Genomic DNA, 13903 nt, shown 5'->3' on the forward strand with positions numbered 1-13903 from the left:
AGGATTATTGATGAAACCGACCATTGCAAAATTGATTCTTCCGCTGCTGCTGACGCTTGCCGGCGGCGCCGCTTCCGCCCATGGCGACGTGAAATGCACCGACCGTCCGAAAGAGGAATGGAAACCGCATACGGAGCTGGAGCAGAAACTGATCAAGGAAGGCTGGCAGATCCGCCGCATGGAGATGACCAAGTCGTGCTACGAGGTGTACGCCAAAGACCCGCAGGGCAAGCGCATCGAAGCGTTCTTCAATCCCGTCACCCTGGAACGCGTTGAAGAAAAATAAGCTGCGCGTGTGGGACGCGCCGGTGCGCGTGCTGCACTGGATGCTGGTGCTGTCGATTGCCGGCGCCTGGTTCACCAGCGGCGAGATCGGCGCTCTTCACGAATATGTCGGGTACGCCGCGGCTGCGATTGTCGCCGCGCGGCTGGCGTGGGGATTCGTCGGAAACGCGTATGCGCGCTTCAGCCAGTTCGTGCGGCCTGCCGCTCCGACGATCGGCTATCTGCGGGGCGTGCTGAGAGGCGCCGCGCCGCGCTACCTTGGCCACAATCCGCTGGGCGGCTGGATGGTTGTCGCGCTGCTTGCCTGCGTCGGACTGGTCGCACTTAGCGGCTCGGCCGCGACTACCGATCTGTTATGGGGCTATGCGTGGCCGGTGCGAGTGCACAAGGCGCTTGCGTGGACGCTGGTCGGGTTGATCGCGCTGCACGTGGGTGGCGTGGTGTTCACCAGTTGGCAGCATCGCGAAAACCTGGTCGCCGCGATGATCACCGGCGACAAGGATGAACAGACTTGACGTTCGGGGTCTGGTCCTGCGGACTGTATGGCCGGGGGACATGGGTAACACTTTGTCGGGGGACATGGGTTACACACGAAGTCCGATTTTAGGCGGTTTTTCGAAGGTCGAGCGTGCGAATTTTCTGGCTGCAGTAGAAGACGTCCATGACTCCATCAATAGCGGACTGACGCACCGCCACGGGCTGTCCTTTCAATCCCTCGCCGATAAAGTGTTCGTCGCTGTTGTATTTGATCCGGCCGGTGCGCCGCACCATGCGCACCTCGTCTTCGGGTTCGTACTCAATCGTGGGCAATGACTCCGGATAGGCGCGGCCGCTGACCGAATACCGGGAAACGGGGGGACATTGCCCTAAGGCTTGGTGGGGCCGAATAAGGTTGTACTCGTCGCGCCAGCGATCAAAACTGGCTTGGCAAAGCTCAATCGAGTTGAACCCGTAGCGCTCCAACAATTCGCGCTTTAAGGTGCGGTGAAACCGCTCGTCCTTGCCTTGCGTTTGCGGATGGTATGGCGTGCTGTGGCCGACGCGAACACCGAGTCGTATCATCCACGCCTCCAGGGCCGACACAGTCCCGCGTCCGGCAGTTCCCCACGGCGGACCGTTATCGCAGGTGATCCGCTGAGGTAAGCCATACTTCCTGAATGCCTGGATCAAGGCAGTCTGTACCTGCTCGCCAGACTCTGCGGAACAGGCGATCAGGCAGATATTAAAGCGCGAATGGTCGTCGAGAACGGTCAACGGGTGACAGCGTCTGGCAGCAGCGTCAGTGAGCGGGAAATGACCTTTGAAGTCCATTTGCCAAAGCAGGTTCGGCGCTTCGTGTTCAAACCTGCTCAACGCAAGCTTGCCAGGGTTGGTCAAAGGGACCAACTCGCAGCCATTGCGCCGAAGGATGGAATCAATCGTGGAGTGGTGAAGGTCGGGAAACCCGTCTGGCAGAAGCGCCTTCAGTTTACGCGCCCCCCAGCAAGGATACGCACGATGCAGGTCGACGATCGTCGCTTCAACATCTCTGCTGCTTCGCCCTGGCGAGTTGGAAGGACGGCGTGAACGGTTTGCCAAACCATCGACGCCGCCTAATTCATGGCGCTGCAGCCATTTGTAGCCAGTCTTCCTGCTTATGCCGAACGCCGTACAAAGCGCTGAGATATTGGCGTCGTGAGCTTGGGCCAACCGCACAAATTCAAGCCGTGAGGACATCTGAGAACACTCCATCCAAGGCATCGTACGCTCCACATTTATTGGAAAGTACGATGATGATAAAAGTGTTACCTATGTCCCCCGACAAAGTGTTACCCATGTCTCCCTACAAAACACGGACCTGACCCCATCTTGGTGAACGCCACCGGACGGGCAGGATTCACGGCTTGCAAGGGACGGCAAAGTCCACGTGATAATGCTCGTCATGGCGCACCCACGGTTTCCCCTTCATGAAGCTTAGATGCTGCTGCAAATATTGACCCCTCGGAGTGACGAATAGCCGTGGCAGGTAGGCCGTATCGAAGATCACCATCGCAATTCCCGCGTGATGGGCCTTCGCTGCCACATCCAGCTGGTACAAGTGTTCCGCGATAGCGGGGAAATCGATGCGATAAGCCCCGTACCTTCCATCCGCATCGAACTCGATGGCGTATCCCATCTTGGTGGTCAGCCCGGTTGGAAGAGCGACCGATTTCCCAGTTTGGTCGCGCACCGGGACGAAAAAGTCGACCGACAGGCCGTTCTGATGCGTTTGGTGCGGCCGAAACCGCCCGCCCGCCGGCCATCCAGTTTCACCATACACATATCGAACCTGTGGCGATCCGGCCTCAAGCGCCCGGTACGCGGCGAGCATGATCTCGGCTGTGGTGGAGTGGACGTGCGTGCGGCCGGCGGCGCTACCCCAGGCGCTGTAGGCGGTGAAATTCGGCCCGCTGGCCGGAAGCTTGACGCTGTTCTCGATTCGCCCGTTGGCGACGCGGCCGTAGCATTGACTGGTGACCGCGACGCAGCGAGCATGCGCCAGCAAGACCGGCAGTAGCAATAATGGAGCGAGGGCGCGTGAATTATTCAACGGTTTCAACCAATCTGAAATGCAAAGTCACGAGCTCAAAATCGTCATGCAATTGAAGATGCGACAGTGCGCGGATGTGAACGGCGCGAAATTCCTCCGCGCTCGAGAACGCCTCACCGCGCCACACCTCTTCCGGAATATCTCCAAACCTGATGTTGTAGACCTTGGTCGCTTCAATAATGCAGCGTAGCTTTTGTTGCAGGTCGTACACCTCGATGATGTCGCCGGGCGCATAGCTACCGTCGCCGTATTCGCCGTACGGTTGGTAATACGCCTCCACCGTATCGGCGGTAACGGTTTTGCGGCCTTCAATCACGCTCAGCGGCAAGGAGTCGTCGTTCTCGTCCGCGCCCCAGAAGGTCAGTCGTTTTCGCCCTAGCATAACATTCCGATCGCTTGTACATCGTCCACATCACGCCCGCGAATTTCAAACCTTATGGTCGTGAATTGAAGTTGGGAGCTTTTCGATGCCGCTTTCTCATTTTAACTTATATTAAAAGCACGTAAAAAATGCACTGGAGCATGTATCGGTCGACGAAAACGTTATTGCAATGCGGTAACTATTTAACGTGAAGGATTTTCATGCCTGACATTGTTTCTCCTGCTGCGGTCGCCGCGGTTGAGCCGCTTTTTAAGTTGGATCTTGAAGCCAATGGGGGAGTGTTCGCGCCGAAAACGGTCGATGAGATCGCGACTTGGGTGACCAGGGAAGTCGGATTTTGGAGCTGGCTCGATAGTACCTCAGGGGCTCACCGGGAAGTTGTGATGATAGGTTACCGACAACTCGCTCAGGCTCGGGCTTCGCTGGATGAGGCTAGACCGCATCAATTGTCCAATCCTCAATTTTTCACGCAGAAAATAAATGAGGTGCGATCGAATTTAACCGCAGCTTTTCTGAATTGGAAACTTCCGCACAGTTCGTCGCGACTAGGTAAACGGGTCGATGAAATGCGCAAGTTAGGACCATCGAGAGCAGTGGCCTATCTCTACACACAGTTGCCATCGAATGCATCCTACCCCTTCGAGTCGCGGGACTTGCCGGCTTGGAGGGGGTTCATCGAAGGTCTCGCCGAAAGCCTAAAAATCACCGATATTCCGAAATCCGTAATTCGATCCGCGACGGCCAGCGTCGAGGAATTGAAGGCCAAACTAGAGGAGACGATTACAGAAAAGCGTGAGGAATTGAATGGTCTGCACAGAAGCTACGAGGAGCTGACGAAGTCCATTGCCACCAAGGACACCGCGCTCAGCCACATGTTTACGGAAAGTGTCCAACAAAATCAGCAGAAACACGACGACTTGATTGAGGGCCACAAAAGCCGTATGGCGGGAATAGAGTCTGTATTCAAAGAAAAGATGACGCTTCGCGGCCCAGTAGAGTATTGGTCTCGACGAAAAGAATATCATGAAATGTTCAGCGGAATTTTTGGACTAGCGTCGTTTTTTCTGATTGCCGTCGGCGGCGGCGCTTCAGCATGGTGGGCGGCCGATGTATTCGCTAAGGTCCCTGAAGGTAAGGCGCCAGCCGCTTGGCAAATTGCATCCTTAGGCATTGTTGTTGTGTTCGTAGCGTGGGCTATCCGGTTGGTGATTAGGCTGTTCCTGAGCCATTCGCATTTAGGTACTGATGCGGCCGAAAGGGTGGTGATGACGCAAACCTACCTAGCACTTCTTGAAGACGACAAACTGAAGGAAGAAACGGATCGTAGTCTGATTTTGGGGGCGCTATTCCGCCCTACGTCGGACGGAATGGTCAAAGACGAGAATATCCCCCATCCGATGCTAGACGCGATCACCAAACTAGCTGGAAAGTAGGATTGAATGGTCGGGGTGAGAGGATTCGAACCTCCGGCCTCTGCGTCCCGAACGCAGCGCTCTACCAGGCTGAGCCACACCCCGACGGTAGAAGAATGACGTGAGCTTTTAGTGTAAAAAGCTTAATGGTTTCTGTCAACAGCGAAGACGCACAGTTGCAAAAGGCTCTGCTTGAACTCGCTTTCCGGCAGGCCGGCAATCGCGCTCGATGCGCGCTGCGCCGCCACTTCGGCTTCGCGCCTCGTGAAGTCGAGCGCGCCGCTGGTGGTGATCGCCGCCAGGATCGCTTCGAAATGTTGCTCGTCGCCTTGCTCGATGCAGTTGCGCACCAGCTCGCGCTGCTCGGGCGTGCCGTTTTCCATCAGGTAGATCAGCGGCAGGGTAGGCTTGCCTTCGCGCAGGTCGTCGCCGACGTTCTTGCCGATGGTCTCGGCGTCGCCGGCGTAGTCGAGCACGTCGTCGATCAGCTGGAACGCCGTGCCCAGCGAGCGGCCGTATTCGCCGGCCGCGTCGATCTCGGCGTCGGTGGCGCCGGAAATCAGCGCGCCCAGCTGCGCCGCCGCCTCGAACAGCTTGGCCGTCTTCGAGCGGATCACTTTCAGGTACGATTCCTGGCTGACGTCCGGGTCGTGCATATTCAGCAGCTGCAGCACTTCGCCTTCGGCGATCACGTTGGTCGCGTCCGACAGGATCTGCATCACGCGCATGTTGTTCAGGCCAACCATCATCTGGAACGAGCGCGAGTACAGGAAGTCGCCCACCAGCACCGAGGCGGCATTGCCGAACAGCGCGTTGGCGGTCTGGCGCCCACGCCGCATCGACGATTCATCGACCACGTCATCGTGCAGCAGGGTGGCGGTATGGATGAACTCGACCACCGCCGCCAGCTCGTGGTGCGCGGTGCCCTTGTAGCCGTAGGCGTTCGCCACCAGCAGCACCAGCGTCGGTCGGATGCGCTTGCCGCCGGCACTGATGATGTATTCGGCAATCTGGTTGACCAGGCTTACTTCCGAGTGCAGCCGCTGGCGGATGACCTGGTTGACAGCCTCGACGTCGGCGGCAATCGATTGGGCGATGTTGTTCGTTTTGGCGTTTGAGAGGGCGACTGACAAGGCTGACCTGCTAGTGACATGGATTGCGTGGATTATACGACAAGCCCGCCGTTTCAGCGGGGATCCTTAGAGAAGGCGGACGAAAAGCACTTTGCGTCCGGTAACGTTGTCCACATACCACGAACTGTTCAGCTTGTGAATGGTTTTGACGAGAAAAACCGATCCATGTATAATCACAGGTTCCCCCGGCTCTGCACATGCTCGACGTGACGTCGTCGTGGGACATTCTTTCAACATTTGATGAGGTTTCAAATCATGTACGCGGTCATAAAAACCGGTGGCAAGCAGTATAAAGTTGTCGCTGGCGAAAAACTTAAAGTAGAACAGATACCGGCAGACATTGGTTCCGAACTCACCATCGATCAAGTTCTCGCAGTAGGCGCGGGCGACACCATCAAGTTTGGTGCGCCATTGGTCGAAGGTGCAACGGTTACCGTTTCTGTTGTGGCACACGGTCGTCACGATAAAGTGAAGATTTTCAAGATGCGTCGTCGTAAGCACTACCAGAAGCATCAGGGCCATCGCCAGAACTTCACCGAAATTCAAATCGTCTCGATCAACGGCTAATCCCCGTTGCCCGGTACATCCAGTCATCAAGGAGCTCTAAATGGCACACAAAAAAGGCGGCGGCACAACGCGCAACGGCCGTGATTCAGAATCAAAACGCCTTGGCGTTAAGGTTTACGGCGGCCAGACCATCAATGCCGGCGGCATCATCATCCGTCAGCGCGGCACCCCAGTGCGCGCAGGCGAAAACGTCGGCACCGGCAAGGACCACACCCTGTTCGCGCTGGTCGACGGCAAGGTCAAGTTCGTCACCAAAGGCGTCGGCTCGAAGCAATTCGTTACCGTCGTCGCTGACGAAGCAGTAGCAGCTTAAGCATTCACGCTGGTTTCCAGCGTACACTTGTAAGGCGCAAGCCTTCCATCAAAAAGGCTCTCCCACGGTAGAGCCTTTTTAGTTTTATGGCGGTACAAAATATGAAGTTTATCGACGAAGCAAGAATCGAAGTGATCGCCGGCAACGGCGGCAACGGCTGCGCCTCATTCTGCCGCGAAAAGTTTCGCCCGTTCGGCGGACCGGACGGCGGCGATGGCGGCAAGGGCGGCTCGATCTGGGCCGTGGCCGACCGCAACATCAACACGCTGGTCGACTTCCGCTACTCCAAGATGCACAAGGCGAAGGACGGCGAACCGGGCCGCGGCGCCGACTGCTACGGCAAGGGCGCGGACGACATCGAGCTGCGCATGCCGGTCGGCACTTTGATCGTCGATAACAACAGCGGCGAGATCATCGCCGACCTGACCGAGCACGGCCAGGTCGAATTGCTGGCCAAGGGCGGCGAAGGCGGCTGGGGCAACATCCACTTCAAGTCGTCCACCAACCGCGCCCCGCGCCAGAAGGGCGAGGGCAAGGAAGGCGAGCGCCGCGAACTGCGCCTGGAACTGAAGGTGCTGGCCGACGTGGGCCTGCTGGGCATGCCGAACGCCGGCAAGTCGACTTTCATCACCGCGGTGTCCAACGCCAAGCCGAAGATCGCCGACTATCCGTTCACCACCTTGCACCCGAACCTGGGCGTGGTGCGCGTGTCGCACGAGAAGAGCTTCGTCATCGCCGACATTCCCGGCCTGATCGAAGGCGCCTCCGAAGGCGCGGGCCTCGGCCACCAGTTCCTGCGTCACCTGCAGCGCACCGGCCTGTTGCTGCACATCGTCGACCTGGCGCCGTTCGAGACCAACGTCGATCCTGTCAAGGAAGCCAAGGCGCTGGTCAAGGAGCTGGAAAAGTACGACGAGTCGCTGGTCGAAAAACCGCGCTGGCTGGTGCTCAACAAGCTCGACGTGGTGCCGGAAGAAGACCGCAAGAAGATCGTCAAGGATTTCGTCAAGCGCATGGCCTGGAAGGGTCCTGTGTTCGAGATTTCGGCGCTGAACCACTCGGGCTGCCCGGAGCTGGTCAACGCGATCTACAAGCACCTCGAAGAGAAGAAAGCCGGCGAACACCGCGCCGAGGAAACGCAGATGACCGAGGAAGCGCGCGGCATCGCGTCGATCGACCCGGACGATCCGCGTTTCAAGATCCTCGAAGAAGAGTAAGTTGGCAGTACCCATGACGCGTGCGGCGCTGCGGCGCCAGCTGCTTCAGCTGATCGCGTATGCCAGTTCGCTGGCGGCGCTGGTCGCGATGCTGGACCCGGACCGCGTCGCCACCGTCATGGGCGAGTTTCTCGTTGGCGTGAACGGCTACAGCCAGTTCTACGCCATCTATGTCGGCACCAGGCTCGCTACCGCGGCCCTGGCGTTGTTAGCGGCAAGGCAGGGCGAACCGCCTGTCCTCGGCGATGTCACTGCATTGTTCGTCCTGGCGCAGCCGGCCGGCCGCTTCATCGCGGCGTTCGCTATCGGACTGCCCCAGGGATTTTTATTAGTCGTATGCGGGATCGAACTGGCCTGCGGCCTTGCGCTGCTGGCGCTGCGGCCCGCGATCAGATAAGAACCGCTGCCGATGAAATCCGTCATACAACAAGCATCCCGCATCATCATCAAGGTCGGCTCCTCGCTGGTCACCAACGACGGCCGCGGGCTGGATCACGCCGCCATCGCGCGCTGGGCCGCGCAGATTGCCGCCTTGCGCGCGCTCGGCAAGGAGGTCGTGCTGGTCAGCTCCGGCGCCATCGCCGAAGGCATGCTGCGCCTGGGCTTCGAGGCGCGCCCCACCGACATCCACGAACTGCAGGCCTGCGCCGCGGTCGGGCAGATGGGCCTCGCGCAAATCTACGAATCGAGCTTTCGCGCGCACGGGCTGGGCACGGCGCAGGTGCTGCTCACGCATGCCGACCTGGCCGACCGCGAGCGCTATCTCAATGCCCGTTCCACACTGACCACCTTGCTGCGCCTTGGCGTGGTCCCGATCATCAACGAGAACGACACGGTGGTCACCGACGAGATCAAGTTCGGCGACAACGACACGCTGGGCGCGCTGGTGGCCAACCTGATCGAGGCCGATGCGCTGGTGATCCTCACCGACCAGCACGGCCTGTTTTCTGCCGATCCGCGCAAGGATCCGTCGGCCACGCTGGTCGCCGAGGGCAGGGCGGGCGATCCCGCGCTCGAAGCGATGGCCGGCGGCGCCGGCAGCAGCCTGGGGCGCGGCGGCATGCTGACCAAGATCCTGGCGGCCAAGCGCGCCGCGCGTTCCGGCGCGCACACCATCATCGCCTGGGGGCGCGACAGCGACGTGCTGACGCGGCTGGCCGCCGGTGAAGCGATCGGCACCCAACTGAGCGCCGACACCGGACGCATGACCGCCCGCAAGCAGTGGATGACCGATCACCTGCACACCGCCGGCAAGGTGGTGCTCGACGCGGGCGCGGTGCAGAAGCTGACCGGCGAGGGCAAGTCGCTGCTGCCGATCGGGGTGATCAAGGTGACCGGCGAATTCGGCCGCGGCGCGGTGATCACCTGCGTGCGCGAGGACGGCGTGGCGGTGGCGCGCGGGCTGTCCAACTACACCAGCAGCGAGGCGCGGCGCATCATGCGCAAGCCGTCGTCGGAGATCGAGAAGGTGCTCGGGTTCATGGAAGGGCCGGAGCTGATTCACCGCGATAACCTGGTGCTCCTCTAGTTGTCGCTCCTGCGCAGGCAGGAGCCTATGCTGACAGCGAGTCGCCCACTCAGTATAGGTTCCTGCCTCCGCAGGAACGACAGGCGATCAATGCACTGCCGGCGGGGCGGCAGCCAGCCGCGATTCGATATTCCTGATCGTATCGTGGATGTCGTCCAACCCCACCGGATGGCTGAAGAAGAATCCCTGCCCAAGATGGCAGCCATGCGCCAGCAGCCATTCCATCTGCTGCTCGGTTTCGACGCCCTCGGCCACCACCAGCATCTTCAGCGCCAGCCCCATCGCCACGATCGCCTGCGTCAGCTTTTCCGCGTTCGGATCGTCCAGCATGGTGAAGGTGAACGACTGGTCGATCTTGATCGTCTGCAGCGGCAGCGTGCGCAGGTAGCTCAGCGAAGAAAACCCCGTGCCGAAATCGTCCATCGTCGTCGAGATCCCGCGCAGGTTCAGTTCCTCCAGCACGCTCCTGGTCTTGCCCAGTTCCCGCATCACCGACGATTCCGTCACCTCCACTTCGAGCGACTGGGCGGGCACGCCGAATTCATCGAGCAGCCCGCTCAGGTACTCGACCAGGTTAGGCGACATGATATCGGCCATCGACAGGTTGACCGCCACCGGCAGCGGCGCCAGCCCCTGGTCGCGCCAGCGCGCGAGTGCCTGGACCGCATTGCGCATCACCCAGCGGTCGATCTGGATGATGCGGTCGCTGCGCTCGGCCAGCGGAATGAAGGTGGCCGGCGGCGTGCGCCCGCGCGTGGGATGGTCCCAGCGCACCAGCGCCTCGATGCCGACCACGCGCCGGCTTGCCAGGTCCACTTTCGGCTGGAACGCCAGCGACAGTTCGTTCTGCTCCACCGCTTCGTTCAGGTCGCGCTCGAGCAGAAAGGTGTTGAGCTGGTCGGTCTCCATCGACGCCTCGAAGACCGTCGAGAGCGAGCGTCCCTGGGCCTTTGCGTGGTACAGCGCCAGGTCGGCGCGGCGCAGCAGGTCGGTGACGGTGCGTCCGTGCATCGGCGGAATCGCGATGCCCACCGAGGCCGTCATCCGCAGCTGCTTGCCGTTGATGTCGAACGCCGTGGACACGGTCTGGTGCAGGCGCTCGGCGAAGTTCAGCGCGCCGGCCGGCTCCGGATGGTCCATCTGCAGCAGCAGCATGAATTCGTCGCCGCCCAGGCGCGCCAGCAGGTCGCGGTCGCGGATCACCGCGCCCAGGCGGCGCCCGAACTGCAGCAGCAGCTGGTCGCCGGTCGCATGGCCGTAGGCGTCGTTGATTTCCTTGAAGTGGTCGAGGTCGAGCAGCATCAGCGCGCAGTCGAACTGGCCTTCCTCGAGCCGCCGCGCGACTTCTTCTTCCATCGTGCGGCGGTTGAACAGGCCGGTCAGCTGGTCGTGGTGCGCGCGCCAGTGCAGCTTTTCGTGCAGCGTGCGGTTGATACGCAGCGTGTTGACTTCGCTGAGAATCTGCAGCAGCTTTTGCAGCGCTTCGGCTTCCACCGCTTCCCACGGCGCGCTGCGGCCTTTGACCGATTGCTGCCATTCGGCGAACGAGCGGCGTGGCTCCAGGCGCACCTGGCCGTCCGGGAGCGCGGCCAGGTTCTTGAGCGGCTCGCCCGCCCAGCGCACCTGCTGCACCACCTCGGGCCGCGTCACGAAGCAGAAGATCATGTTCTCTTCGAATCGATGCGCCAGCAGCATGCCGGCCGCGCCAGGCAGGCAGGCGAGCGCGCGGCTGGGCGACGCGAGCAGGTCGTCCCACATCAGCGCGCCCGGCGCGCGCAGGGCCGGGTCGATCAGCGTGAGCACCTCGGTCGCGGCGCGCTGGGCAGGGCAGGGGCGCCGGCCCGGGCCGCCGACGTAGGCGAGGCTGCCGATCTGCACGCCCAGGGTGTCGGCCTTGAACGCCTTGAGCAGTTCGGGCAGCCACTCGCGCAGCACGGCCTCGATGTCGTCGCCCAGCAGCAGCGCCTGGTGCAGCTGGCCGAGCATGTTGTTCAGCGCGAGGCGCCCGGCGACCGCTTCCAGCCGCGACAGCGTTTCGATGCGCATGTTGGTCACTTCGGCCGTCAGCTCGCACACCTGGCGCAGGCCCTCGCGGATCTGGTAGGGCGGCACCTTCGGCGTGTTGTGGTGGCAGGCGATCAGGCCCCACAGCTTGCCGTCCATGACGATCGACATCGTCAGCGTCGCGCGCACGCCCATGTTGCGCAGGTAGGACAGGTGCACCGGCGACAGGCCGCGCAGCATGCAGTGGCTCTGGTCGAGCGGCGCGTCCGACGGTGGCGCCAGCGGCACCAGGGTGTCCGGCACGGCTTCGACGTCGGCCAGCACGCGCAGGCGGTTGCTGAGGTACAGCGCGCGCGCCTGCGCCGGGATGTCGGAAGCGGGAAAACGCATGCCGATGAACTTTTGCGCCAGCTGCGGCGCCGTGCGTTCGGCGACCACTTCGCCGCAGCCGTCGGCGAGGAAGCGGTACACCATCACGCGGTCGAAGTCGGCGAAGTGCTGCACCACGCTGGCGCATTCGTCGAGGAAACCGTCGATGTGGTCGGCCTGGCGCAAGCGCGCGATGACGGCGGCGATGTCGGAATAATGGTGATTCTGTTTTTGCAGCTGGTCGGCGCAGGTGGCTTGCGGGAGCCATTCGAGGATCGCCAGCTCGCCAGAGCGGTGGCCCAGGCATTCCCAGTCGGCCGGATCGCCCGGCGACTGGTCGGGCGAGGTGCGTTCGAAGCGCGCGCGCCACGGCAGCGCCATCGGCTGCCCATCGGGAAGGTCGGCCAGCGCCATCGATGCGCGCGGCGCGCGGCGTTCGACCCAGTCGAACACCGGTTCGCCGGCCAGCGCTTCGGCGCGCGCCAGGCCGGGCCAGTGGCGCGCGATGCCGGAGGAGACCTGATGGATGAGGCCGCTGGCGAGATCGACCGAGATGAGGAAACCGTGCGGCTGCACTGTCCCAAGCAGGTGAATCGGCTCCTGCGCGCAGGCCCGTTCCAACTCTGCCGAAATCGTGTCGTCCGGTTCGACTGGCTTCATGTTGCCGCGTCCTGTAGCGCCCACTGAAGTAAGACACGCGGCGGGCGGGGGAGTTCGCCGGCTAGACCCCGTCAGGGGCCGGGGTCTTCTGATTGTATTCGCACAAATCGGCGATCAGGCAGTTCCAGCACAGCGGCTTGCGCGCGAGGCAAGTGTAGCGGCCGTGCAGGATCAGCCAGTGATGGGCGTCGTGCAGGAATTCCTTCGGCACGAACTTGAGCAGCTTCTGTTCGACGATATCGACGTTCTTGCCTGGCGCAATTTTGGTGCGGTTCGATACGCGGAAGATGTGGGTGTCGACCGCCATGGTCGGCTCGCCGAAGGCAGTGTTGAGCACCACATTGGCGGTCTTGCGGCCGACGCCCGGCAGCGACTCGAGCGCTTCGCGCGAATGCGGCACTTCGCCGCCGTACTGATCGACCAGGATCTGGCAGGTGGCCAGCACGTTCTTCGCCTTGGTGTTGTACAGGCCGATGGTAGAGATGTAGGTCTTCAGTTCGTCCAGGCCCAGCGCCAGCATTTTGGCCGGCGTGTTGGCCACCGGGTAGAGCTTGCGGGTTGCCTTGTTGACGCCGACGTCGGTGGACTGGGCCGACAGCAGCACGGCGATCAGCAGTTCGAATGGCGTGGTGTATTCGAGTTCGGTGGTCGGGTGCGGATTGGCCTGGCGAAAGCGCGTGAAGATTTCGAGTCGTTTGGCGGGGTTCATTCTTTGGCGGCCTTCTGGCGGGCGCGTTCGATCGCGGCGGCGATGATGGCGCGCTTGCGTTCCTTCTCGGCCAGCTGCTCAGGGGTGTTGGTCGCTTCGGCCGTCACTTCGCGCATCTTGGCCACCGCCTTGGCGGCCAGGCGCGCATCGTTTTCCTCGCGTTCGCGCTGCAGGCGCGCGGTGCGCAAGTCGTGGCGCTCGCGCGCGGCGTCGGCCTGCTCCTGCGTCCAGGCGTCCCAGCCGGTGAGGTCGTCGGTGACCGGGTACATCACGATGCAGTCGACCGGGCAGGGCGCCACGCACAGGTCGCAGCCGGTGCACAGGCTCGGGATGATAGTGTGCATCTGCTTGGAGGCGCCGACGATGGCGTCGACCGGGCAGGCCTGGATGCACAGGGTGCAGCCGATGCACAGGTTCTCGTCGATGAAGGCGACCGGGCGCGGGCGCTCGAAGCCGTTGACGGGATTGATCGGGATGACCGCGCGGCCGGTGATGGCGGCGATGCGGCGCACGCCTTCGAGGCCGCCGGGCGGGCACTGGTTGATCTCGGCTTCGCCATTGGCGATCGCTTCGGCGTAAGGCCGGCATGCGGGATAGCCGCACTTGGTGCACTGCGTTTGCGGCAGCACGTCTTCGATCTGGTCGGCGAGGGTCTTGGTCACGGCGTTCGGAGATGCTTAAAACGCCATTATGTCATGCGATGGGTAACGGTGAAATAAGCTGCGGCGTCAACCCCGGGGTCAGGTCCGGCGGAC

At 61.8% G+C, this 13903-nt stretch carries 15 protein-coding genes and 1 tRNA gene; 8 read left to right on the forward strand and 8 right to left on the reverse strand.

Going from position 1 to position 13903, the window contains the following annotated elements; translation table 11 throughout:
- Positions 1–10 precede the first annotated feature (10 nt).
- Entirely contained in the window at positions 11–286 is a 276-nt protein-coding gene (locus Q4S45_RS02115) for a PepSY domain-containing protein (protein WP_305508696.1), read from the forward strand.
- Positions 273–800 (forward strand): cytochrome b/b6 domain-containing protein, encoded by a 528-nt coding sequence (locus Q4S45_RS02120; RefSeq protein ID WP_305508697.1) that lies wholly within the window; start codon positions 273–275, stop codon positions 798–800. The genes Q4S45_RS02115 and Q4S45_RS02120 overlap by 14 nt, the downstream gene beginning before the upstream one ends.
- An 88-nt stretch (positions 801–888) precedes the next feature.
- Here the strand turns inward: Q4S45_RS02120 and Q4S45_RS02125 are convergent, their stop codons facing one another.
- From Q4S45_RS02125 to Q4S45_RS02135, 3 genes are all read right to left on the reverse strand, one after another.
- The gene (locus Q4S45_RS02125; protein ID WP_305507920.1) at positions 889–2025 is read right to left on the reverse strand and encodes an IS481 family transposase; all 1137 of its coding nucleotides are present in this window, start codon (positions 2023–2025) and stop codon (positions 889–891) included.
- A 136-nt stretch (positions 2026–2161) separates the two neighbouring features.
- A complete protein-coding gene (locus Q4S45_RS02130; protein WP_305508702.1) occupies positions 2162–2854 on the reverse strand; it encodes a penicillin-insensitive murein endopeptidase in 693 nt (230 codons plus the stop codon).
- Positions 2847–3236: an ASCH domain-containing protein gene (locus Q4S45_RS02135; RefSeq protein ID WP_305508706.1), complete on the reverse strand. Its 390-nt coding sequence runs from the start codon at positions 3234–3236 to the stop codon at positions 2847–2849. The genes Q4S45_RS02130 and Q4S45_RS02135 overlap by 8 nt, the downstream gene beginning before the upstream one ends.
- Before the next feature lie 200 nt (positions 3237–3436).
- On the opposite strand from Q4S45_RS02135, the gene Q4S45_RS02140 reads away from it, so the two are divergent.
- Complete coding sequence (locus Q4S45_RS02140) at positions 3437–4669, forward strand: DUF6161 domain-containing protein (RefSeq protein ID WP_305508708.1); 1233 nt, start codon at positions 3437–3439, stop codon at positions 4667–4669.
- 7 nt (positions 4670–4676) lie between these two features.
- On the opposite strand, the gene Q4S45_RS02145 is transcribed toward Q4S45_RS02140, so the two are convergent.
- Positions 4677–4753, reverse strand: a tRNA-Pro gene (locus Q4S45_RS02145).
- Positions 4754–4791: 38 nt separating this feature from the next.
- Positions 4792–5781, reverse strand: coding sequence for an octaprenyl diphosphate synthase (gene ispB, locus Q4S45_RS02150; RefSeq protein WP_305508710.1), 990 nt, complete (start codon positions 5779–5781; stop codon positions 4792–4794).
- Positions 5782–6036: 255 nt separating this feature from the next.
- On the opposite strand from ispB, the gene rplU reads away from it, so the two are divergent.
- The 5 genes from rplU (at position 6037) to proB (ending at position 9406) form a co-directional block, all read left to right on the forward strand.
- Positions 6037–6348 (forward strand): 50S ribosomal protein L21, encoded by a 312-nt coding sequence (gene rplU, locus Q4S45_RS02155; RefSeq protein ID WP_305508712.1) that lies wholly within the window; start codon positions 6037–6039, stop codon positions 6346–6348.
- A 40-nt stretch (positions 6349–6388) separates the two neighbouring features.
- Positions 6389–6661 (forward strand): 50S ribosomal protein L27, encoded by a 273-nt coding sequence (gene rpmA / locus Q4S45_RS02160; RefSeq protein ID WP_305508714.1) that lies wholly within the window; start codon positions 6389–6391, stop codon positions 6659–6661.
- Positions 6662–6762: 101 nt separating this feature from the next.
- Entirely contained in the window at positions 6763–7878 is a 1116-nt protein-coding gene (gene obgE, locus Q4S45_RS02165) for a GTPase ObgE (RefSeq protein WP_305508716.1), read from the forward strand.
- Between the two features lies 1 nt (position 7879).
- A complete protein-coding gene (locus Q4S45_RS02170; RefSeq protein ID WP_305508718.1) occupies positions 7880–8275 on the forward strand; it encodes a DUF4345 family protein in 396 nt (131 codons plus the stop codon).
- Positions 8276–8287: 12 nt separating this feature from the next.
- Positions 8288–9406, forward strand: coding sequence for a glutamate 5-kinase (gene proB / locus Q4S45_RS02175; RefSeq protein WP_305508720.1), 1119 nt, complete (start codon positions 8288–8290; stop codon positions 9404–9406).
- Positions 9407–9493: 87 nt separating this feature from the next.
- On the opposite strand, the gene Q4S45_RS02180 is transcribed toward proB, so the two are convergent.
- The 3 genes from Q4S45_RS02180 to rsxB form a co-directional block, all read right to left on the reverse strand.
- Entirely contained in the window at positions 9494–12439 is a 2946-nt protein-coding gene (locus tag Q4S45_RS02180) for an EAL domain-containing protein (RefSeq protein ID WP_305508722.1), read from the reverse strand.
- A 61-nt stretch (positions 12440–12500) separates the two neighbouring features.
- Positions 12501–13148, reverse strand: a complete 648-nt coding sequence (nth, locus tag Q4S45_RS02185; protein WP_305508724.1) for an endonuclease III — start codon at positions 13146–13148, stop codon at positions 12501–12503.
- Positions 13145–13810 carry an electron transport complex subunit RsxB gene (rsxB, locus tag Q4S45_RS02190; protein WP_305508726.1) on the reverse strand — a complete coding sequence of 222 codons (666 nt, stop codon included), beginning with the start codon at positions 13808–13810 and terminating at the stop codon, positions 13145–13147. The genes nth and rsxB overlap by 4 nt, the downstream gene beginning before the upstream one ends.
- Positions 13811–13903: the final 93 nt, after the last annotated feature.

The organism is Massilia sp. R2A-15, from assembly GCF_030704305.1.
In the GTDB taxonomy this organism is placed as follows: domain Bacteria; phylum Pseudomonadota; class Gammaproteobacteria; order Burkholderiales; family Burkholderiaceae_D; genus JAFCUW01.

Coding starts and splice junctions, on each gene's coding strand:
- rplU (WP_305508712.1), top strand. CDS start 6,037: ATGTACGCGGTCATAAAAACCGGTGGCAAGCAGTATAAAGTTGTCGCT.
- Q4S45_RS02125 (WP_305507920.1), bottom strand. CDS start 2,025: ATGCCTTGGATGGAGTGTTCTCAGATGTCCTCACGGCTTGAATTTGTG.
- Q4S45_RS02115 (WP_305508696.1), top strand. CDS start 11: ATGAAACCGACCATTGCAAAATTGATTCTTCCGCTGCTGCTGACGCTT.
- Q4S45_RS02135 (WP_305508706.1), bottom strand. CDS start 3,236: ATGCTAGGGCGAAAACGACTGACCTTCTGGGGCGCGGACGAGAACGAC.
- obgE (WP_305508716.1), top strand. CDS start 6,763: ATGAAGTTTATCGACGAAGCAAGAATCGAAGTGATCGCCGGCAACGGC.
- rpmA (WP_305508714.1), top strand. CDS start 6,389: ATGGCACACAAAAAAGGCGGCGGCACAACGCGCAACGGCCGTGATTCA.
- Q4S45_RS02140 (WP_305508708.1), top strand. CDS start 3,437: ATGCCTGACATTGTTTCTCCTGCTGCGGTCGCCGCGGTTGAGCCGCTT.
- Q4S45_RS02180 (WP_305508722.1), bottom strand. CDS start 12,439: ATGAAGCCAGTCGAACCGGACGACACGATTTCGGCAGAGTTGGAACGG.
- proB (WP_305508720.1), top strand. CDS start 8,288: ATGAAATCCGTCATACAACAAGCATCCCGCATCATCATCAAGGTCGGC.
- nth (WP_305508724.1), bottom strand. CDS start 13,148: ATGAACCCCGCCAAACGACTCGAAATCTTCACGCGCTTTCGCCAGGCC.